Genomic DNA, 20,919 nt, shown 5'->3' with positions numbered 1-20,919 from the left:
CGATCGGGAGGCTTCCGCCGAAGACTCGATACTCCTCCACCTCGTCTGCTGAAAATAGATAGCTTCCGATTTTTTCAGCACTGGCGCTTTAACTGTTTTCCGATTTACGTTTAACGCGTATTGTTCACCCCTTTCCACGCGGTGATCACTAGGCTTTTCATTCAAAGCAACTACGAATCAACTTTATTATCTTACTGAACTTGTTATTTCTTTGTCAATAAATAACAAGAAAAAAATAGAATATGAGGTGATTTCCTCTGAATTCTCGCCACACTTATTACATTATGCTATACCAAATTGATTTGACAATAACATAGGCGTACACGGCTGTGTATTCAACATGTACCCTTGCACAGCACAAAAATACCAGCATCCATAAATTTACATTTGATGGATGCTAGTATTTTTTAAACTACTTTAAGAAGCTCTTCCTACGATTTACCCAACTGCATAAGCTCGCTTTTCACTTCAGCAATAACCGCCTCATCTATCGGATACATAAAGCTTCGATTCACACGAACGGCCGAGCCAAAATGAACTTCTTCTAAGCCTGTTGCCTTCACTAATGCAGATAACGTTTCCGGACTCATGCCATTGCCCGCCAAAATACGGACTGATGTATTACGGGACTTATCCACCAATTTTTTCAACTGTTCAGCTGCCTCTGGTGCCGGTGCTTGTCCCCCGGAAGTTAAAATCCGTTGAATCTGCGGAAAACTCGCAATGACCTCTAACGCCTCCAGCTGATCTTCGATGTCATCAAAAGCACGATGAAAAGTGACATTCATCTCCGCCGTCTCCTTCAACAAACGTGATAACGCTTCCGTATTCACTTTGTTATCCTTGTTCAATACACCAATCACTATACCAGCGGCACCTGCCTGCTTAATATAACGAATATCTGCGAGCATGACTGCGAGATCACTTTCATCATAGTGAAAAGTCCGGCTATGGGGTCGAACAATAACGTGGACTGGAATATCGACTGCTTGTACGACAGCTTCCACCAGCCCTAAGCTTGGCGTTAGCCCACCTTCTGATAAGGCTGCGCAAAGCTCCAACCGATCTGCACCACTACGCTCCGCTGCAATCGCATCCGCTACATTTGTCGCAATGATTTCTAACATCATTTCATTTTCCTCCCATAGATTAGTACTACTTTGTAAAAAATCCTACAAATAATAACTCAACACAATCAATTCGCCTCTACGCCCCATCGCTCGAACACCATTGTCAATAAACCCACATTTTGCATATAAAGCTTGTGCTGGCTTATTTCTCACATTGACAGCTAGAATAATTTCATTAATCCCTGCAAAATGTTCAGCGACAAATCCTGGTATAAGCGATAATGCTTGCTGCGCATAGCCCTTACGCTGGTGATGAAAATCGGTTGAAAAAGTTCTAATTAGTATGGCATTCTCATTCTCTGAGTAAGGCTGCACACCCTCGCATGTATGAAAAGCAAAAAATGTGACCAACTGGTCGTTTTCGAGTACTAAAATTGGGTAGTGATTATCCTCTGCCTTTGAAAATTCAATTGATTCCTTTGGTATTCCTGTAAACTGAAGCTGTTCATCCGTTAATATATATGTATCAATCTGTTTATCAAACTTTGGTTGATAAAAATGTAGTTTCATATTCCTTTTTCCTTTCAAAAGGTTTTTCATATTATTATATCAGCAATTATCCAATTAATCTTAAAATATTTTCATTACATGGCAAAAAGGACTCCATAGTTTACGGAGTCCTACACATATTACCTATTGCTTTTGATACAACGGCACTTTCCATTTGTCTGTAACCTCTTCATAACGCGTCACAGAAACCAAGTGCAACGTCAATTCCTCTGGAACTTCATCTAAATCAGCGACTGCAAGATGAATATCTGTCTTGTAACGACCGTTTTGATCTGTCTCATCCAAAATGGACCAGTTGTTAACTGTAGGATATGAATTCCCGTTAAAATCCATGTTTCAAGTCTTGAGGCAGGTACTTCTATTCCGCCTTCCATTTCGATACCCAAAACCATTTTCGGGTCACCTGTTGAATCCACCGATTATCCTCTTGCATTGTTGACCTCCTCACTCAAACGACCATGCGCACGTCTCGTTTTAGACTTTCACTCAATATAACGGGTTGAGACTTCAATTCGTTTCATTTCCTGAAAAAATAAAACATCTCACTCAACTAGATTACTCCAGTAAGTGAGATGCTTTTCGTTTTATTCTTTGCGACTATAATAGGCATTTAAATCATTGTAATATTTATTCAACGAAGAAGTAGAGACTTCAAACCACTCCGCAATTTCTTTAATGGTTAATTGAAGAGGTTCAAACAATGCATTTTCCTGACCAAAGCGAATGGCTCCAGCTGCAATGGCTACTTCTTTTCGAGCATTTGGCTGCTGCTCCACTAAATAATCTTCTATTACTTCTACTAGCTTCTCTGATTCTCGATCATTTGCTTCCAAAAATTCAGTTGCTTTGAGAAGTACACCTGCTTCAAAATTAGTAAATTCTCCTCCGTCATAGCCATCTTCACCAAGCAGCTTCCAAAATGCAATGCCATTTTCTTTTAAAAATGTAGCAACAGGCTGTTGATGCGCTTCAAACTGTTTCGTAAACCGCTCAAACACTTGTTGATGGTCTGTCGGGAAGAATAGTAAACTTGAGATTGCTAAATAATGATTAGTCTGCGCCGTTCCATCTGGCAAGATGAAGCAATAGAGATGCACCCCTACCGGCACTGGTTTTTCACTTTCACGCCTTAACTGGATTGTTTCATCCTCGAAAATACTTTTGACAGATAGATAAGCCTCGTCTACTGCAACCACTTCTCCGATGAAGGCACATGGATTATTCCATGTTTCCAATACCTGTAGTACAGATGGACGAACAATTTTCTTACGTTGCTTAGCCAAATAGCCCGTCCAAATCTCCGGTTTATGATGGAAAAAGAATTCATCCACTGCAATCGCTTCAATCATTTCTTCTATTAAATAAGTCTGTAGCGACTCTTTCCACTTGTTCGCTACTTGCAAGTAATCTCCTATGTCACGCCTTTCAGGATATTCTTCGTAAAAAGCTTGTAAAATCCTTTCTAACTCCTCCAACTGTACTTCCTCTATCGAAAATGCCGCTTTCGATTCACAGCATTTTTTATACTTCTTTCCACTGCCACACGGGCATGGCTCATTACGTCCTATCATAATAAACACGTCCTTTAATCAGTAAACCCTATATGATTATACATGATTAATAAGGGCTTAGATATATTTTTTAGTCGACTAAAACAGTCGCAATATTCATCATTTTACTTCATTAAAAAAGAATCCAAAAAAACTCTTTCTACGATGATTTATCGTAGAAAGAGTTTTCGTTAGGCGTGAATGACGAGGCTTAGTCCCTCGGTACAAATGTTTTACAATCCGTCTCCTCACTACTCATCGCCTTTTTTCCTTTTTGACTGACGACATAAATGGATTTTGCACTACATTTGTCCCCAGCACTCCAAAACTTACAGTTATTCACTTCACATAAGATTTCTTGAGCCATCGTATCACACCTCCCTTTTTGTTAGCATGAACAAATTCGAAGGAAATGATACTTTTTTCGGATTGTTATTATTACTTGCTGACGACTTCACCTTCACGTCGAAAGAAGCCAAAAATCCCTACTGTTTGTACAATATTTGTAAAGGCATTCGGATCGACTTCCTTAATAATTGTTTCCAAATCATATAATTCATAACGCGTAATCACCAGGTACAGCATGCTTTTATCTTCTTTTGAATAAGCACCTTTGGCAGGAAGTATCGTTATACCACGAACCATTTTTTGATGAATGGCCTGTTGCAATTCTTCCGCCTTGAGTGTAACAATCATAGCTGTTACTTTTTCATGACGCGTATGAATCATATCAATGACTGCCGTCGTTACATATAGTGTGAGCATCGTGTACAACGCATTTTCAGGTTCATACACAATTCCTGCCAAAACAATAATGACACCGTTAAGAAGTAAAAAATACGTTCCAATTGGTTTATCTTGTAAACGTGATAAGACCATTGCAACAATGTCCATTCCACCTGTTGAAGCACCCAGTTTTAATGATAATCCAACACCAACTCCTGCGATGACGCCTCCAAAAACGGCATTTAAAATAATATCCTCTGACACGGACAGTACAGGTAAAGCTCCCATAAAAAGAGTTGCGAAAATGACGGAAACAATACTATAGATGGTAAATCCTTTTCCAACTTTGAACCATCCTAAAATAAAGACTGGAATATTGAATAGCAACAATAAAATCCCTGTGCTAATTCGGATGCCTAGAAAATCTTCCAACACACTAGACGTCAGCTGCGCAGCACCCGCAAAGCCACTCGCATAAACATTTGCATTGATTAAAAAGAAATTAAGTGAGATGGCCACTAATAGTGAACCGAAAATAACGACAATAATCCGTTTTGCCTCTATAAAAAACATAAGTACCCCCTGTTCGTATGAATAAAACAACGCTTTCGATGAACTAGACAATGTTTCGAATAAACTAGGTTACGCTTCAGTTGAACTAAATAATGCTTCAGCTACACTAGACAACATTTCGAATAACAAAACAACGCTTGACCAACACCAAGTAACGTTACAAGCTTCCATCCCAACATTCAAACTATTCGCTATTTTCATTATAGCAATACTCTGCAAAATAAAGAAGATATCTTTCCCGTTAGTCCATCATTCGGGAAAGTATCTTCTCATTTTTCATGCCATTTTCAACAAAGCCTGTTCCCCGGTCATTCCTACATGAATGCCTAGTCGCTCTGCTTCCAGTGTAATCGACTCCAGTGGGGCTTGCAGTAATTGCTCAATCGTCTTGACGCCAACTGCGCGCCCCGCAATTATTTTCCGATCCTGTAACTTCGTATTCAGTAGCCCCACATCTAACGCACCGCACATAATATATCCATTGTCATTAGATACCGTTAACAACGTCGTTTTTGGTAAATGCACTGTCACGGCCGTAAATGAATGACCTTCAATGTCAATTGTTGCCGATGTAATCATCTTACCCGCCCCTTTCCTTTCTATACATATGGAAAGGACTCGTAAGATGTTCATCTGTTACAGACGCATATCAAATAAGCGTTCTCGTTTAGCATAATCTATACCTCTAATCGTAGCAGGCTTAGACTGTTTCCCCTGATAATAATCGACTTCTGCTTTTCCAACAGCTTCTAAATATAACTCACCTAATACCTGATCGCCTTTATCATAAATCATCAGCGCCATTGATTTTTCACCGGCAATAATCGCTGCTACCTCTGTTTTGCTTTTCGCATTAGCTAATCGCCGACTAACAGACGCACGCTTTTCATTGGCCTCATCCGCTTTTCTAAGTTTTTCAGGGTCAATTGCTCGCAATTTCTCCCGTTCTTCCTCAGTAATCATTTCACCACGTGCAATTTTTTTAGCAGTCTGATCGGTCTCTAACTTTTCTAATGCTTTTTTCTTGTCCTCCAATAACCTACGCATTTGTTGAATTTCAGGAGGTAGTTCAACAGATGACTCTTTAAACAATTTATTATTAGGCTTTAACGTGCCTTCAAAAGACCTTTTCTGATGATCAATTAATCCTTTAACCATCTTCACATAAGTAGGACTTCCGTTGATTTTCATATTCTCACCCTCTCGCATATAAGATTGCATTGATACTCTTATATACAATATCGGTTGAATAGGATATTTTTTCATTATAAAATTCAAAGTGTACTAAAAGTTAAGCAATAAGACTGTTACTTCAACTCATCACTTCAGCCATCTTTTCTTTTAACATTTTCTTCATTTCTTTCGCAGCTGACACTTTTTCACGTAAATCTGGCGAAATTTTAATTTTGTAGTGACCCTCTGCAATATTTCGCTTCAATTCATCGACTGTTTCACATTTTTCTTGGAATTGATTGACAATACAGCCATATTGAATACTTTGATGTGTATCGCTACCGCCTACCACTGGAAGCCCCAATGCTTTTGCAAACGCAAATACCTTTTCAGAATTAACTTCGACACCTTGCTCATATAAATCTTTGCCATTCAAATCAAAAGCGTCCAGTTGAGACAACAAGTTGCTATCAATGTGATGGAGTGGCGTTGTCTCACGGAAAGGATGTGCACCAATTTTCAATAAATTATAATGTGATGCTTCCTCCAAAAGTAATGTAAAAGGAATAAATCGACCTTTCACTGTATAAGGCATAAGCTTTTCACGAAGAGCAAGAATATCTTCTCGCCGTCCAATCATTAAAATATGACCTGTTTCCTGAATGTCTACTTCCATTCCTGGAAAAACCTTAATCCCTTTAACGTCATAATAATTATTAGCATATGGAAATTCTTTATCTAACGTATCGTAGACATCGTGAAAACGGTGTGTATTGAAATGTTCAGTCAACGCAAACCCATCCAAACCATTTTCTTTAGCCTTGTCTACCATTTCCATAAAATACTCAAGAGAAAACTCAACCTTTTTCGATAGTTTACCATGTGTGTGCAAATCAATTTCCATCCTTTATACCCCTCACATTTATTAAATTTGGATAACTGAACCGAGCCAAAAAACGGCCACTACATAAAATACAGAGACTAACAAAAAACAATAGTCATTCACTCTAAAAGATAAATAACCTATTTTCATTTTTTTAACCTTTGGATCAGTTGCTGCATAGCTAAATCCTTTTGTTTCCAACGCTTCAACCATCGTTCTCGACCTCTTAGCCCCATTCAAAAGTAATGGATAAAAAGAGATGACTAGTATTTTCATGAAGTAAATAATGGAACGCCAGTACAAAAAACCATTAGAAGTCGGAGCTTTTCCACGTAACCGATACGATAAGAAAATTTGGTGAAATTCCTCCATCAGCGTCGGCAAAATTCGATAACCAAATGCAATACTAAATGATACTTGCGCTGGTACTCCCATACTGAGCAATGCATCGCTAAACCGCTCTGGATCCATACTCGAAAATACAGTTATACTAGCCAAAGAGATGACTGCCAGTTTCACCGTCAGCCAAAACATCGGTAAAACCGACTCTAGCCCACCACCAAAAAACAAGGACACGATAAATAAAAATGCGATTTCACCTAGTAACCCTGTACATAAAACGAGCAAGATTAACGGACTTGTTCGTGCCATGAATGTTGTAATGATCATGAACACAAGAAGACCAGATAATATCATTTTATTATGTATGAACCATGGGGATATCCCGAAAAATAAGTACCAATAAATCAGGGTACGTGGATCTAACTTCGCTAGGAAAGTATCCCCATTGCCATAAGCAGTTCGAAGCAACTCTTCTTTCACATATTCGATAGAAAACTTTTCACGCATATTCCATGACTCGTTCAAGATTTGTCCCCTCCCGGTTCCACGTTGTGATAAACTCCCTAACCGTATAACAAGGGAACTCCATCATTAATTCTTGACTCAATTGTAAAATTTGAGGGGCTATCAATCCCGCTTGTTCCATTAAAGCGGAGTTGCCAAACACGATGTGTTTATCTGCATCACATACAATCTCCCCTTGGTTCATCACGATGACCCGATTTGCCCACTCAGAAACGAGTTGCATATCATGAGTAGCTACGATAACCATTTTCACATGCTTGCGTAATTTAGCTAACATATGAACCATATGCTTTTTAGTCGCAATATCTAAATTAGCTGTCGGTTCATCAAGCAAAATGATAGATGGATTCATCGCGGCACCAATTGCTAACGACGCTCGTCTTTGCTGACCGCCACTTAACAGCCGACCATCCTGATGCTGTATGTCAACCAATGAAAAATCCTCTAGCAGTTTTTCGACGAGAACCTCGTAGTCCGGAACCTTTCTTGCTCTCAAATAGTATTCAATATCTTTACGCACTGAATCATCAATAAACATTTCTTCAGGTTTTTGATAGACATAGGATACAAAATCGCTTAGTTTTTCAGGTGTTACTTTTCTCGTATTTAGCCCTTCGACGAGCACATCCCCCTTATTTGGCCTAATAATACCTGTAATCAATTTGATGAATGATGATTTCCCGGCACCATTATTACCAACTAGTGCAATCAAATCGCCTTCATACAGGGAAACGTTAATATCAGTTAAGGCTGGCTTCAATGTCTTTTTGAGCGTTCGATACTGAAGTGACACATCCTGGAACTGAATAATCGGCTGTTCAGCCTGTCTTAATCTAATCACTTCATGTAGATAATCTTGCTTACTCACCTTCCCCTGCTCCAAAGCCGCGGGAGTAAAGTAAGTAACTGCCTCATCTAATGTAGTAGGATAAAGACCAGCTTCATCCGTACCTATCCCAAGAGTATGTGCGACTTGCGTAACTTGCGGCGGATAGATTTGACGCTTCATTAGCTCCTCTACTTGAGATAATGCCTCCTTCGTCGTCTTTTTCCACAGAAGCTTCCCCTGGTCCATTAAAATGACTTCTCGACAATAATGTGCGATAAACTCCGTATGATGCTCAATCACAACAATTGTCATTCCATATTCGACATTCATTTTCCTTAAAATATCATAAATTTGTTGCGCATGCTGCGGATCCAGCTGAGCAATCGGTTCGTCAATAATTAACATTTTAGGCTTCATGGCCAATGCCCCCGCTAAAGCGAGCAAATGCTTTTGACCACCACTCAATTGCCAAATAAATTCATGGCGGAGGCCTTCCAGTCCCGTTACTTGAAGTGCCCATTCCCCACGTTCTCGGTAGTCTTCTAAACCATAATTCAACGGCGTGAAGCACACATCATCTATTACCGTGGGACGTAACAGCTGATTGTCAAAATCCTGATAGACATAACCGATATGCTTAGATAATTGAGCAACCGTGTGATCTGCCGCAAGTAAATCATTGACAATCACTTTACCTTCAAAATCCCCAACATAAAACTGTGGAATCAAACCATTAAATGTTTTACACAGTGTCGATTTCCCTGAACCATTGCCGCCAATAATCGCTGTAAATTCGCCTTCATGAATGGTTACTGTCACGTCTTTCAATACAGCCATATCAGCACCAGGATAGGTAAACGTAACATTTTCCAATTCGATGAGTGGTTTATTCCCCATTATCAACACCCCACTTACGTTGTTTCGTTTTCGCACTTTTTACCATACTCCAAATCGTGAGGAGTACAATAAACGCTGCAATGCCAATGACAACCCATATAAAAGAATCTCCAAATAACGCTAGAAAATCAGGTTCCCATTCACCAATATTTAAATCTGTTTCAGACATGAATTCGGCGATAACCGCAATTGCTGACAGAATGACGGCTACAACAATCAACTTTGGCGTAATAATTTCGCCCAAGGAGTGTTGAACTTTGGTACTTCTTGGCTTCATACCTAGAAGTGGTTCAATTTTGCCGTACAATCTTGGCACAAGATACAATGTTGGTAACAGCGCAAATAATATTCCCGAGAATAATAGATCATTTAACAATGCAATTCCTTCAATAAGAATGATACTTTCTGCCAAACCTTGTACGGCTTCAAATTCTTCAACTCCCACCCACACTTTACCAATGTCTACCATCATCCCTAGTAAGTGATGAACAAGGAGCCCAGACATAACAGCAACACTTACTTGCATGCGATTCAATGGATTTCTAACCAATATCCCCGCAATGTACATGCCAAGTGAAAATGTGATGAATTTTTCAATTTCTCCAATTCCACCAAACTGACCAAGCATCAACTCGCCAAAAATAATTTCCCCCAATGCGGCACCAACCGCTGCATATAGTGGATGAAACAAAATACATAAGGTTAATGGAATAAATGCAAAATACTCAACCGATAATTCGATGAATCCAAGTTGCACACTTGGTATTAGCTCGGTAAACATGTTAGATAGACCGTACAAAGACATGGATAAAATAAAGATCATCATTTTTTGTGACTGTGTTAGTTCAGGCTTTAATTTTTTTGTCATTGTTTACTCCTCCTCTTCGCTACACCTCAAATAATAGCAGTCTATTGTAAATGTTGTATCCTAATTTTGTAAACTAATTGTAAATAATTTTTCATAATTTATTTAAAGAAAAATATTTTTCATTCGAGTGCGAATATGATAAACTACATCACAATGGGAAATAAAATAGGTTTTAGGAGTGGTAGCGATGTATCAAATTGATTGGAATATCGAGGAATTGACTCCCCATCAGAAAGTCATTGCAGATTTTGTTCAAAAAAATATGGACAGCATACTTTATATGACAGAGACGGAGATTGCCCATCAGCTCCATTTAAGCAACGCGACCGTCTCGCGTTTTTGGAAATCCATCGGCTTTGAAAACTTCAAGGCTTTTAAAAATGACTTGAAAAAACATCGAGAAATATCACCCGCAAATAAGCTTGAACAAATTATGAATCATGTTGAATCAAATGGGATTCAAACCGAAATGTTGGCGTTAAGCTCATTCCATTTACAAGAAACACTGCTTCATTTTTCAGCCGAAACTTTTCAACAAGCCATTCACGCATTGACTACTTCCGAGAGAATTTTCATTTACAGTCCTGGACCTTCAGAAGGGCTTGCTCATTTACTACAATTCAGACTATCGCGATTTGGGCTGACAATTCAGATCTTACCTAAAAGTGGGCATGAACTATTTGAAACATTGGTCCACTTCACAGAAAAAGATACAGTATTACTATTTGGTTTTGTTCAATTACATCCTGAAACGAAGGTAATTTTGAGCCATGCAAATGACATTGGCTGTAAATCGATTGTCATTACCGATCAACTGGTCTCAGACTTCAATACCACTGCTGATATTGTTTTGTATACAAGCAGAGGCGAGCTCTGGGAATTCCATTCGATGGTTGCACCCACATTCCTACTTGAGAACTTAATTATTGGAGTCGGTATGGATATGAAAGAGCAATCTATCCTCCAATTGGAAAAGTTAAATGAACTGAGAAAAAACTATAAAGATCTTCTACCTCGATAAAAAAATGCACCGCTTAGATGATTTAACTCCCCAAGTGGTGCATTTTATATGGTATTCAACTGTTACTAATACCCTCAGAACTTCGGTCTCTCTTTTTTTTCGGTGACACTAGCGCATATCTTTCCCATCTTCTACTTTTCCATCGGAAGTACATGATAATAGCACGTGTCCATTCATCAGCCGCAATGGCTAACCATACACCAACGAGTCCCATATCTAATTGGAAAACTAATAAATAACCGAGTGGTAAACTCATCGCAACCATTGAAAAAGAACCAATAATTACCGGATATTTTGCGTCACCCGCTGCACGTAAGGAATTAATGATGATAATATTAATCGTCCGTCCTGTTTCCAGTAAAATACTTAACAATAAAACGGATGCCCCTATTTTAATAATATCCTCATTATCCGTAAATAATCCCATGAGTCGATAGCGGAATATAATCACGAGCGTTACCATGGTTACTGTGAATAGTAGAGCCCATTTGATACTTGTCCAAACACTTGTATATGCTTGGTCCTGTTCGTTGCCCCCGACGAATCGTCCAACGATAATGGCTGTCCCCATGCCAATCGCTATGGCAAATAAATAGGTGAACATGGATATATTCACCGCGTACTGCCTAGCCGCTAATGATTCCGTTCCTAAATATGTCACATAATACAAGAAAACGATTTGACAGCCCTGATACATGACTTGCTCAAAGGCTGACGGAATACCTATTTGCAGTATTTTCCAAATATATTCTTTAGATAATGTAATATAATAGCGCCACTCTATACGATACTCCATCACTCGATACAGTAACCAGAAGAAGACGAGCAATGCTAGGAATCGACTTGCAACAGAAGAAATAGCCGCACCCTGTACACCTAATTCAGGAAAACCAAATTTCCCGAAAATCAACGCATAGTTCCCCACTACGTGAAAAATATTCATACCAACTGATACATACATCGTTTGTTTCGTAAAACCATGTACGCGAATAATTGCTGACAATGAATTAATAATCGCTTGTAAGAAAATCCCTCCACCTACAATGATTAAATACTTAGAAGCGTGCTCTAGCACATCCCCCTGCAAATTCATCGCTATCATCATATGCCTTGAAAATACGACGAAAATAACGCTCATAATTAGTCCGAAAGTTAAGTTTAACGTAACGGCTAATGCTGAAATTTTAGAGGCTTCAAGGTATCTTTTCGACCCTAGGTATTGTGCGACAACAATTGCCGCGCCGTTCCCGACAACCTCAAGGATAAGAATGGCCACATGCACATACTGATTCGCCGCGCCAACGCCTGAAACAGCGTCGTCAGACACGGCACTTAGCATAAATGTATCTGCGATTCCCATTAACATAAAAAGAAAAACTTCTAAAAAAATCGGCCACGTCAAATGAAATAAATTCAACTGCTTGATAGGACCTTTCATGGTTGTAGTTGTTGCCATTAAAACGCCTTCTTTTCTATTCCAATTTCCAAACTCTACATATCTTATCACAGATTTTTAACAGGAACTATATCAAATATTTATAAAATACTTTCATTTTCCTTATCAAAAAAATCAGCATCACTTCAATAATGAAGTAGCATGCTGATTCTTTACTTCCGAGTAGCCGCTCCTACCTAAACATAATACATTCCTTCTGTATACGGCAACGGAATTGGAAAAACTGTTTGTAGCTCACCCAGTAAGTCGTTCTCCTGTGGAACAAACAGCAATGTTACTAAATCTTCTGGCGTCAGTGTTATTTTCGTCCCACTGTAATGAAGGATTACATGATTGTCTTCCAACGTTTCAATTGTAAGACTTTGTGCAACTTGAATATTTTTCTCATATATATAAGGCAGCAATTGCTCCAACAATCTTGTGGCATTGACAATATGAATCGTTCCAGAATTCCTTTGATCCTCATAGGGGTGCTGGTTGAGTTCTTCACAGAACTTTTCATGCCATGGAATCGTCAGCCCAATTTCTTTCATCAAGCCCTGTGCCAATATATTCTGGAATATTTCATAGACGACTTTTGTGTCGCCGCCCCACTCCGTTACAATCGCCTGTTGCTGGGTACTACTAGCAATAGGCAGGCCCATCACTGCATAGCCTTCTATCACACCATCCCGACTGGCCACATATAACGCTTGCTTCATCTTAAATATACTCGGGAAAGCACCCGCCTCCAAAAGAACCCGCCATTCCCAAATACTGCTGTTAAACCGGACTTTCGTTGCGCGTCTGATAGAATCTATTTGGAAAATATCCTCCGATTGAGCTTGACTAATATCTCCACCATAGTCACATTTCGTTTGACTAATTGTGTAGTTGCTGACTTTACCAAAATGATAACAGTCATTCCTCATATACATGCCACGATCTCCTGATACAAATAATAAGGAAGCCGCTGCCTGATCAGTATAACGATAAATTTCTTGCAAAATTTTCGTAGATATCCCTTGTTGTCGATAATTTTCATGCGTACAAACTGACCCTATCGAAAAAACGGTTAGCGTGGCACTACCTATCTGTAGCGTAGCAGGTACTAGCCCCATAAAGCTGACAAGGGTTTCTCCATCAAAAGCACCAAATGATTGCCCTAGCTCTGTTGAAAAAACATGTGGAAATGCCTGCCCCATCGAAGTATGTTCTTGATCACGAAACGTCTGATCTGCTAATTGGATTGCTTGTTCAAATTCATCAGCCTTGAGTCGTCGGATTTCCATTACTTTTTGTCTCCCCTTTGTGCTTCTCTAGCATATTTAACAAAAGTTTCTAATGCAAATCTATCACAATCAAATTAGTCCGTCTAGAGCGAATTAAAAGTCACTTATAATGATTGATTCTTTTATTAATATGGAAACGAAAAACTTTCAGACTTCGCCCCATAGCCGCCGAACATTATCCATGCCCATTTTTGATGCTTGTTGACATTCTTCCAGCCCTTCGAATTCCACTGATATATAACCATCATAACCAGCGTCCTTAATTACTTTAACAACCTCTTTCATGTTAATGTCTCCATGACCAACAATTGTACCTCTTAGATAATTTCCAGCTGTCGTCTGAAACCAACCCGCTCCCGGATTCAGATGTGCGGGTCTATAGAGAAAATCTTTAAAATGGACAACTGAAGCATAAGCAATATTATTTTTAACAGCTGAAACTGGATCTTCATCTACACATAAGAAATTACCTATATCCAACGTGGTTTTAAAGTTTGGACGATTTACATGATTAATCAATGATTGGACACGGTCGCTTGCTTGGATATAGTAACCGTGGTTTTCAACACTCATTGTGATTCCATAATTACTTGCATAATCTGCGATTTCTCCACATGCTACTGCCAACTTCGCTACATCGGCTTCGAATTGCTGAATCGTCGTTTCTGGAATAGGACGTGAAGCAACATCATGACGCATGAATTTTACGCCTAGGCTATTTGCAATATCGACTTCTTTCTTAACGCGTTCAATTTCCGCTTGAAAGGCCTCTTCACTGTCAGTAATGAAATTGGCACCAATCGCATAATTCGAAATATCGATTCCTACTTCACTAGCTTTCTTGTGAACAGCATCTATTAAATCTGGATTTTCTTCGAAACTGAATCCAAGATTAGGGACTAATTCAATATGTTCTCCGCCTTGATCTGCCACCCACTGAACAGCCTCAACAATCGTCATTTCTTTGTTTTTTAACGCACCAAATAGACTATATGAGCTCAAACCAATTTTCATAAAAGTTCCTCCTCGTTATTTGCGTTTACCTTCCTTCTCTATACTAAAAACTAACGACCTAAATAAAGCACCTACTTGAACCAAAAGTAGGTGCTATCTCTTATGGCTTATAACTGGATTACCTTCTTCAATTCACTTGATTTATATGCCGCCAATGAGACTTCTAGTGATTTTAGTCCATCGTAGCCTGTGATGGATGGTTGTTCACCTTTTTTTACACAATTAACGAAATCAAGAACTAAACCAAAGTCCATATCATTACCAAAAAAGACATGTTCTAATGACTTACTCCCACTAGAAAACCGTCTAAAATGCTCTTTAAATGCATCCACTTTCACCGTTTGCTTCGTTCCAACTACCTCAATTGTTGCGTCCCCCCATGTCGGGTACTCAGTGAAACGTGACCAACTAGCATCATGCGAAGCAATGACACCATTCTCAAATTCAAAAGTAAGAATTCCTGCATCATCAATGTCAATATCATGAAAATAAGAGTCAACAAACGCGCTTACTTCTGTCACTTCCTCGCCTAAATACCAACGCATAATATCGAGCATATGGACAGTATGATCAAGTACAGCCCCACCACCTGACTGATTTTCATCAATAAACCAACCACTTGGGTTCTGCCCCCGATTTGTTGAACGAAATGCAACAATATCACCAAGCTCACCTTTATCAATCAGTTTCTTCAATTCTTGAATCGGTGAGCTGAATCTTACCGGATAAGCAATTTGTAAAAGTACATGGCTGTCCTCACAAACTTGAATCATTTCTTTTGCATCTTCGAGATTCGTTGCAATCGGCTTCTCACATAAGATATGTTTTTTTGCCCTTGCCGCATTCAACACCATTTCTTTATGCCGATTATTCTCACTACAAATAATGACGGCATCCATCTCTTGTGCTAAAAATTCCGCTTGATTGCTATAATGTGTTGTGTTAAATTTCTCCGCTACTTGCTGTCCTCTTTCCGCGTCATCATCAAAGATACCGACTAACTCAACGTTTGGTATCTTTTTCAAACCATCTGCATAACTAAATGCATGCATATGCGCAAAACTCATCATGCCTATTTTCATTTACCTGTACCTCCACTAATAAGCTTTTCAAAATGAGTCAATCGCCCGAGTATATTCTGGTTTACTTGATGCCCTGTAGCTAAAATGGAGTCCACCGTGAAGGCTAACGGCAATGTCGTTTTACCTCCCGGTTGGGCTGGCTTGATTTCATCACTGTCAAATTCAACGATCGTTTTGATACCACTCCACTCAAGTTCAATTCGCTCCTGCTGTTGAACCGTATATTCAATATGCGCCATCTTGCCACCGCCAAAATTCATCATCAGTATGATATAGGCTGGTGTTACCGATTGATCTGTCATTTTTACGTACACATCTTCCGGCTCACCTAATAGCCCAGCTAATACATACAAATCTTCTACAAATAGTAACTTATCTTCTGCTGATGTCACAGTACGCCTAAAGCGGAAAACGCCTTTGGCATTTTCTTCCTGACGAATGATTTCTTTTGCTTGTTGATAAAAAGAATAGTTTTCCAACTCAAAATAAATATTTGCATTTGAATGTTCCCCTTCACCCGTTACCATCATTGACGGTACAAAGACATGATGCGGCTCATTTTTTAGTGCATGCAAGTTTTCAGCTGTGGCTGCTAAAACAAAGGTTGTTTCACCATTGTCAGCTCCCGTTAATTGTTCAACCGATTCCAACACGCTAACATTTTTTACAGCCAATCGAAAATCAAGCTTTTCTAATTCTGCTAATATAACAACTGCCATTTTTACTATCCCCCCTATACGTTGCACTAAAGAACGCCGAGTGTATAAATCTTCACTTCACACTTTTTAGATATACTCCATACTTTTTCCACGTGTCAAAGTCTAGTTTTTTATAAAAGTCCACTAAGATCGTCCAATCAATAATGATCGTTTCAATATTGCGCTGTTGTAAATAAGCCATTGCCGCTTGAACAATTGCTAATCCATATCCTTGCTTTTGTTCATTCACGTCAATTCCTAATGGACCAATCCCACCTACTTCCTCGTTAAAAAGAGGGCTCCAATAGACGTTTTGTGCAATGAATGGTGATTGACTATCATTTATTCTACAAAATCCTATGATTTGATTATTCTTTTTGATGACAACAAATTCTCGTCCATTCCCATTCATCTCAAAGTACTTCATCGTTTCATAGACCCATCTTCCTGGGAAACATCTTTCCAAAAATGAAATCAGCTCTGCTTGTTCCTCTTTTTTTAAGATTGAAAATGTAACTGAATCATCAACAGGTAAGTTATACTTTTTGTCTAAATGGTTCATTAAATCATATGTGTCGACTCTTTTAACATAGCCATGCTTTTCTGCCCATTGCTGTACTGTTTGATATTGATCAGGTATGCCTGAGAAATAGTGAAAAGGATCTCCTGCCAATTGGATTTCCTCAATGCTCTGAACTTTTAAACCTGCTTCCGCAAGCTCGTATAGTGCCGTGCCAATCCCTTTTCCACGGTGGTCACTATCTACTAACAACACTTGAATCCATCCTCTTTTAGTATCCATATTAACATCGATTGTTTCTTGCCAACGCTTTGCTACTACGAACCCAATCACCCGTCCTTGATCATCTACTGCCATATAGGAGCTATCATAGGAAACGTTCACATCATCAAAACTATTTTGCTTAAACAATTCTTCACGCATTGGGAAATCAGTAGCCAATTCCTTATTCCATAAATCCACTAATTCTGATAGCCTATCACGATTCCAAGCAATCATTTTCATCTTAACCCCTCCGCTCCTATAGTAATTACTATTTTCCGAACGTTCCTTCCATCCGTTTGATTGGATCATCTATCTTATCGCTATCCCATTCGACAACTTGATTTGCTTGTAAAAGCTCCTGTTTTAACTCTCCATAATCTACATCTTGGACAGTTGTTTTATGTTTATAGGCAAGAGCTGCTGCTGTGGCTGCTGACTGACCTAGTATCATAAATATCGGCTCCATTCGAATCGAGCCATAAGCAATATGTGAGCTGGATAGACATACGGGAACAAGTAAATTGATGCATTCCTCGGACTTTGGACGAATGGAACGATATGAAATTTCATAAGGACTAATTGGCACTTGAACGTCCCCCTCATTCACACATCTGCCATCGATGACGACGCGTCGGCAGTTATGTGAATCCATATGGAATGACGCTAAACCAATTGAATCATCCACAAAGGTCTGTTGCAGGCAATTACGATCCGTCATGACATAATCGGAAATCATTCTTCTGCCTTCACGAATATACAACTGATGCGGCCAATGCCCTGTTGTTTCAAATTCGTCTTTCGGCAATCCCCAAGCAGCTACTTCCTCACGGATAGCAACAGGAACCCGGGAATCATTCGCTAAAAAGTACAACATCCCAAGATCATACGTTAGATGATCCTGAAAAATTTCCTCACGTCTAGCATAACTACCTTCCGGCCAGTCATAATTCATCCCAATATTGTCCGTCGAAAACGCACCATAATTATTCAAATCAGATTTTCCATTTGGCAGCATCGTATGGAGCTTCATGGCATCCCAAACGCCCGCCTGAATATAACGAAGTAGAAGCTGATACCGTTCTGCATCATAATGGGGCGGCTGTGGAAATGAAACACGATTCTCTGAATTCTTCGTCAAGCAAATCCGGAAATTATAGGCTTGAATCCGATGATCCCCTTGTCCCTGGTAGCCCAGTTGCCCTGGATCATCCTCCGTAATTCCCGGTAATAGGCCACTGTCCGGCTTCCCCTCCACCACATAAGGGTCAATCCACTTTTCAAATTTATGATGCGGCGCACCAAACTGGATACCATTATAAATCTCTTGATACGTTACATTTGACTCCCGCCCAACAAAATAGCTAACACCTGATTTCGCCAATAAATCACCTTCATAACTACAGTCAAGGAAAAAATCACCTTTATAGTGGCGCCCATCTTCCATGCTAATTTCGATGATTTCTCCATTTTCTTTGACAACCTCTGCTAAATGTTGGTTAAAATATACGGGAATATCATAGTCTTTCATCCATTTCTCAAACACATGGCGAGCTGCCTTTGGTTCAAATGTCCATTGCTTTTCTTTTTTGTAGTACTTCGCGATTTCTTGATAAAACTCTCTAGAAATACCTCCAACTGCATCTTCCGCACCAAGATCAGTCGCACCTAATCCACTCGCAGTCATCCCACCAATATGTTGACTGAACTCAACGATTGCAACAGTAAGACCCATTCTTGTCGCTTGAATAGCCGCCGTAATCCCAGCTGGTGTTCCCCCGTAAATAATGAGGTTTTTCTCAACGATTGCAACATTATCTATTTTTTCTGCTGGTACATAATAATGTAATTGACTAAAGTCCATCATTTAAACCTCCTATTAAAGTCCATTCATCTTTATATGTTTCAGCAGTCTTTTTAAGATAATAAAAATAAATCAACATCATTTCTTTCGTCGTAAACGCATGATAATTATCTCTCGTTTGAATCGCTAACAAGGATTCAATCTCCGGCAAATTCCATGCAGATAGCCAATCAGCTACTTCACCTAAATACGCTGGAATCATCACATGTTTCGCCGGCTCATATACTTTTTCCGGATCCACTACCCTAGCTGGAAATAGTGGCACGTTCCATTTTGTATGTTGGGAAATCAGTTTCTCTAGTTCTACCAACATGTTATGGAGTTTAACTTTATCTTCATTGAAAATTGCGAAATATTCTTCGACAACAACCTCATACTTTTCCCCCCAGGCAACTCGAGTGTAAACGTAATTATTCAAATGGTGGATCCATTTCCACGGGTAGTTAGTCATTCGCTCAAGTTGTTTTTGATGCGTTGGCACAATTAAATTTAATACGCCATTAATGCTTAATTGCTTATACTCCAGTAAATCCTGCTGAATTCTTGTGAGAAGCGGGGGGAATAACTCGGATAACATGAAGTGATCACTATAATACTCCAAAACCGTTAACGATCTCGCTTGTTTTCGAGTCTCTTCATTCCAGTCCCGCAATGCTCGATAAGCCCTCACTTGCCGTGGTTCATCTGCATCAATCCCCGATGAGTAATCCCTTCCCCAATAGGCATACAAAGCATCGACTCGATCAGACGCTTCCTTTTGATGTTCCCTTTCTAGCATGTTCCAGGACAAACCGGCATTGTAAACAATATATTCTACTTCTACTTTTAACCTTGCTCCATTAAGCGCTACCTTCAATTTTTCAGTAAATCGAATATAGGTCGGTAAAAATCCACGCGCATTTTTCTCATCAATTCCAATATCTTCAGGCCATAATGAGATTCTGGTAACTACTTTGTTCTCCAAGCAAATCGCAACAATCTTATCAATTACTTTATCCTGAAGATGTGTATTCTCAGCAAAGAATTTTAGTTTTTCATCTTGCCCTAGCATGTTAACATCTGCGTCTTTTTGTATCTCTTTAAGCAAGTAACTTAGACTATGCCCACCTAAAGTGACATGAACACCTCGTTTTTGCAAGGCTGGAGTCACATATGATTTGATGTCATCCCATAAGAAAAACGTAAAGAAATATTCATTGTGTCCATTTTTAACTCCCCAATCAATAAGGGAGTCGATATACTCCGGATCATTAATCGTTTCAAGTATATTGCCACGCCTCGCAAATAATGGCTCTCGAATCGTTAGCCCTGCTTTCACCGCGGACATCGGTTTCACAATGCTCTCTTTGTCCAACTCAATCCAGCGATAGCCAAACTGATTTCTACAATACCCATAGACACCATAAAGAATCGAACGAGGCTCATTGCCGATAATCCACACATCATTGTCTACTCTAACGAATGCAAATCCATCATCTTTTATCGTAATTAAGTTGGCTTTATTCCCCAATGCACGATAATCGTTTGCTGTAATCAGAATGATTCTATTATGATATTCATCGGATTCAATGAATACTGCTCGATTGCCAATCGTACTTTCATACCCAGCTTCTCGCATTAACCTTCTTAACTCTTCAACAGCGAACAAAGTAGTTTCGTGATTATCCCAATAAATAATGTTAGTTATGATGATCTCCACCTTTCTTACCATAAACGATAAAAGGAC

21 protein-coding genes are annotated in these 20,919 nt (G+C 39.3%); 1 reads left to right on the top strand and 20 read right to left on the bottom strand.

Annotation, left to right across the window (positions count from 1 at the left end; all coding sequences use genetic code 11):
- Nucleotides 1–431 precede the first annotated feature (431 nt).
- From N1I80_RS09920 to N1I80_RS09865, 12 genes are all read right to left on the bottom strand, one after another.
- Nucleotides 432–1,130 carry a copper homeostasis protein CutC gene (locus tag N1I80_RS09920; protein WP_340737718.1) on the bottom strand — a complete coding sequence of 233 codons (699 nt, stop codon included), beginning with the start codon at nucleotides 1,128–1,130 and terminating at the stop codon, nucleotides 432–434.
- Between the two features lie 42 nt (nucleotides 1,131–1,172).
- Entirely contained in the window at nucleotides 1,173–1,640 is a 468-nt protein-coding gene (locus N1I80_RS09915) for a GNAT family N-acetyltransferase (protein ID WP_340737717.1), read from the bottom strand.
- Between the two features lie 123 nt (nucleotides 1,641–1,763).
- Nucleotides 1,764–1,973 (bottom strand): hypothetical protein, encoded by a 210-nt coding sequence (locus N1I80_RS09910; protein WP_340737716.1) that lies wholly within the window; start codon nucleotides 1,971–1,973, stop codon nucleotides 1,764–1,766.
- A gap of 251 nt (nucleotides 1,974–2,224) precedes the next feature.
- Entirely contained in the window at nucleotides 2,225–3,211 is a 987-nt protein-coding gene (locus N1I80_RS09905) for a YecA family protein (protein WP_340737715.1), read from the bottom strand.
- Between the two features lie 190 nt (nucleotides 3,212–3,401).
- Entirely contained in the window at nucleotides 3,402–3,557 is a 156-nt protein-coding gene (locus N1I80_RS09900; protein ID WP_340737714.1) for a DUF1540 domain-containing protein, read from the bottom strand.
- A gap of 71 nt (nucleotides 3,558–3,628) precedes the next feature.
- Entirely contained in the window at nucleotides 3,629–4,489 is an 861-nt protein-coding gene (locus N1I80_RS09895; protein ID WP_340737713.1) for a YitT family protein, read from the bottom strand.
- Between the two features lie 276 nt (nucleotides 4,490–4,765).
- Nucleotides 4,766–5,068: a YunC family protein gene (locus tag N1I80_RS09890; protein ID WP_340737712.1), complete on the bottom strand. Its 303-nt coding sequence runs from the start codon at nucleotides 5,066–5,068 to the stop codon at nucleotides 4,766–4,768.
- Nucleotides 5,069–5,125: 57 nt separating this feature from the next.
- Nucleotides 5,126–5,680 carry a hypothetical protein gene (locus N1I80_RS09885; protein WP_340737711.1) on the bottom strand — a complete coding sequence of 185 codons (555 nt, stop codon included), beginning with the start codon at nucleotides 5,678–5,680 and terminating at the stop codon, nucleotides 5,126–5,128.
- A 121-nt stretch (nucleotides 5,681–5,801) separates the two neighbouring features.
- Nucleotides 5,802–6,566, bottom strand: coding sequence for a PHP domain-containing protein (locus N1I80_RS09880; RefSeq protein WP_340737710.1), 765 nt, complete (start codon nucleotides 6,564–6,566; stop codon nucleotides 5,802–5,804).
- Nucleotides 6,567–6,587: 21 nt separating this feature from the next.
- Nucleotides 6,588–7,412, bottom strand: a complete 825-nt coding sequence (locus tag N1I80_RS09875) for an energy-coupling factor transporter transmembrane component T family protein (RefSeq protein ID WP_340737709.1) — start codon at nucleotides 7,410–7,412, stop codon at nucleotides 6,588–6,590.
- Nucleotides 7,387–9,138 (bottom strand): ABC transporter ATP-binding protein, encoded by a 1,752-nt coding sequence (locus tag N1I80_RS09870; RefSeq protein WP_340737708.1) that lies wholly within the window; start codon nucleotides 9,136–9,138, stop codon nucleotides 7,387–7,389. The genes N1I80_RS09875 and N1I80_RS09870 overlap by 26 nt, the downstream gene beginning before the upstream one ends.
- On the bottom strand, nucleotides 9,128–10,006 hold the full coding sequence (locus tag N1I80_RS09865; protein WP_340737707.1) for a cell division protein FtsQ: 879 nt from the start codon (nucleotides 10,004–10,006) through the stop codon (nucleotides 9,128–9,130). Before N1I80_RS09865 ends, N1I80_RS09870 begins: the two co-directional genes overlap by 11 nt.
- A 187-nt stretch (nucleotides 10,007–10,193) precedes the next feature.
- Between N1I80_RS09865 and N1I80_RS09860 the strand changes: the two genes are divergently transcribed.
- Complete coding sequence (locus tag N1I80_RS09860; protein WP_340737706.1) at nucleotides 10,194–11,027, top strand: MurR/RpiR family transcriptional regulator; 834 nt, start codon at nucleotides 10,194–10,196, stop codon at nucleotides 11,025–11,027.
- A gap of 55 nt (nucleotides 11,028–11,082) precedes the next feature.
- Here N1I80_RS09860 and N1I80_RS09855 read toward each other — a convergent pair whose 3' ends face one another.
- From N1I80_RS09855 to N1I80_RS09820, 8 genes are all read right to left on the bottom strand, one after another.
- Nucleotides 11,083–12,483, bottom strand: a complete 1,401-nt coding sequence (locus N1I80_RS09855; protein ID WP_340737705.1) for an MATE family efflux transporter — start codon at nucleotides 12,481–12,483, stop codon at nucleotides 11,083–11,085.
- Between the two features lie 176 nt (nucleotides 12,484–12,659).
- The gene (locus N1I80_RS09850; protein ID WP_340737704.1) at nucleotides 12,660–13,754 is read right to left on the bottom strand and encodes a GNAT family N-acetyltransferase; all 1,095 of its coding nucleotides are present in this window, start codon (nucleotides 13,752–13,754) and stop codon (nucleotides 12,660–12,662) included.
- A gap of 147 nt (nucleotides 13,755–13,901) precedes the next feature.
- Complete coding sequence (locus N1I80_RS09845; RefSeq protein ID WP_340737703.1) at nucleotides 13,902–14,768, bottom strand: sugar phosphate isomerase/epimerase family protein; 867 nt, start codon at nucleotides 14,766–14,768, stop codon at nucleotides 13,902–13,904.
- Between the two features lie 107 nt (nucleotides 14,769–14,875).
- Nucleotides 14,876–15,850 carry a Gfo/Idh/MocA family protein gene (locus tag N1I80_RS09840; RefSeq protein ID WP_340737702.1) on the bottom strand — a complete coding sequence of 325 codons (975 nt, stop codon included), beginning with the start codon at nucleotides 15,848–15,850 and terminating at the stop codon, nucleotides 14,876–14,878.
- Complete coding sequence (locus N1I80_RS09835; protein ID WP_340737701.1) at nucleotides 15,847–16,569, bottom strand: hypothetical protein; 723 nt, start codon at nucleotides 16,567–16,569, stop codon at nucleotides 15,847–15,849. Before N1I80_RS09835 ends, N1I80_RS09840 begins: the two co-directional genes overlap by 4 nt.
- 52 nt (nucleotides 16,570–16,621) lie before the next feature.
- Entirely contained in the window at nucleotides 16,622–17,572 is a 951-nt protein-coding gene (locus N1I80_RS09830; protein ID WP_340737700.1) for a GNAT family N-acetyltransferase, read from the bottom strand.
- 28 nt (nucleotides 17,573–17,600) lie between these two features.
- Nucleotides 17,601–19,193, bottom strand: coding sequence for an FAD-dependent oxidoreductase (locus N1I80_RS09825; protein WP_340737699.1), 1,593 nt, complete (start codon nucleotides 19,191–19,193; stop codon nucleotides 17,601–17,603).
- On the bottom strand, nucleotides 19,183–20,904 hold the full coding sequence (locus tag N1I80_RS09820; RefSeq protein WP_340737698.1) for an alpha-glucuronidase family glycosyl hydrolase: 1,722 nt from the start codon (nucleotides 20,902–20,904) through the stop codon (nucleotides 19,183–19,185). The genes N1I80_RS09825 and N1I80_RS09820 overlap by 11 nt, the downstream gene beginning before the upstream one ends.
- Nucleotides 20,905–20,919 lie beyond the last annotated feature (15 nt).

Source organism: Sporosarcina sp. FSL K6-3457, from assembly GCF_038007285.1.
GTDB lineage: Bacteria > Bacillota > Bacilli > Bacillales_A > Planococcaceae > Sporosarcina.
Note: the sequence above shows the minus strand (reverse complement) of the source record. Positions and strands in the feature narration are given on the sequence as shown.

Bases quoted from the DNA above. Each gene is read 5' to 3' on its own strand.
- N1I80_RS09850 (WP_340737704.1), bottom strand. From the start codon at position 13,754: ATGGAAATCCGACGACTCAAGGCTGATGAATTTGAACAAGCAATCCAA.
- N1I80_RS09890 (WP_340737712.1), bottom strand. From the start codon at position 5,068: ATGATTACATCGGCAACAATTGACATTGAAGGTCATTCATTTACGGCC.
- N1I80_RS09900 (WP_340737714.1), bottom strand. From the start codon at position 3,557: ATGGCTCAAGAAATCTTATGTGAAGTGAATAACTGTAAGTTTTGGAGT.
- N1I80_RS09860 (WP_340737706.1), top strand. From the start codon at position 10,194: ATGTATCAAATTGATTGGAATATCGAGGAATTGACTCCCCATCAGAAA.
- N1I80_RS09830 (WP_340737700.1), bottom strand. From the start codon at position 17,572: ATGAAAATGATTGCTTGGAATCGTGATAGGCTATCAGAATTAGTGGAT.
- N1I80_RS09835 (WP_340737701.1), bottom strand. From the start codon at position 16,569: ATGGCAGTTGTTATATTAGCAGAATTAGAAAAGCTTGATTTTCGATTG.
- N1I80_RS09855 (WP_340737705.1), bottom strand. From the start codon at position 12,483: ATGGCAACAACTACAACCATGAAAGGTCCTATCAAGCAGTTGAATTTA.
- N1I80_RS09840 (WP_340737702.1), bottom strand. From the start codon at position 15,850: ATGAAAATAGGCATGATGAGTTTTGCGCATATGCATGCATTTAGTTAT.
- N1I80_RS09825 (WP_340737699.1), bottom strand. From the start codon at position 19,193: ATGGACTTTAGTCAATTACATTATTATGTACCAGCAGAAAAAATAGAT.
- N1I80_RS09820 (WP_340737698.1), bottom strand. From the start codon at position 20,904: ATGGTAAGAAAGGTGGAGATCATCATAACTAACATTATTTATTGGGAT.
- N1I80_RS09880 (WP_340737710.1), bottom strand. From the start codon at position 6,566: ATGGAAATTGATTTGCACACACATGGTAAACTATCGAAAAAGGTTGAG.
- N1I80_RS09915 (WP_340737717.1), bottom strand. From the start codon at position 1,640: ATGAAACTACATTTTTATCAACCAAAGTTTGATAAACAGATTGATACA.
- N1I80_RS09845 (WP_340737703.1), bottom strand. From the start codon at position 14,768: ATGAAAATTGGTTTGAGCTCATATAGTCTATTTGGTGCGTTAAAAAAC.
- N1I80_RS09905 (WP_340737715.1), bottom strand. From the start codon at position 3,211: ATGATAGGACGTAATGAGCCATGCCCGTGTGGCAGTGGAAAGAAGTAT.
- N1I80_RS09885 (WP_340737711.1), bottom strand. From the start codon at position 5,680: ATGAAAATCAACGGAAGTCCTACTTATGTGAAGATGGTTAAAGGATTA.
- N1I80_RS09865 (WP_340737707.1), bottom strand. From the start codon at position 10,006: ATGACAAAAAAATTAAAGCCTGAACTAACACAGTCACAAAAAATGATG.
- N1I80_RS09895 (WP_340737713.1), bottom strand. From the start codon at position 4,489: ATGTTTTTTATAGAGGCAAAACGGATTATTGTCGTTATTTTCGGTTCA.
- N1I80_RS09910 (WP_340737716.1), bottom strand. From the start codon at position 1,973: ATGGATTTTAACGGGAATTCATATCCTACAGTTAACAACTGGTCCATT.
- N1I80_RS09870 (WP_340737708.1), bottom strand. From the start codon at position 9,138: ATGGGGAATAAACCACTCATCGAATTGGAAAATGTTACGTTTACCTAT.
- N1I80_RS09920 (WP_340737718.1), bottom strand. From the start codon at position 1,130: ATGATGTTAGAAATCATTGCGACAAATGTAGCGGATGCGATTGCAGCG.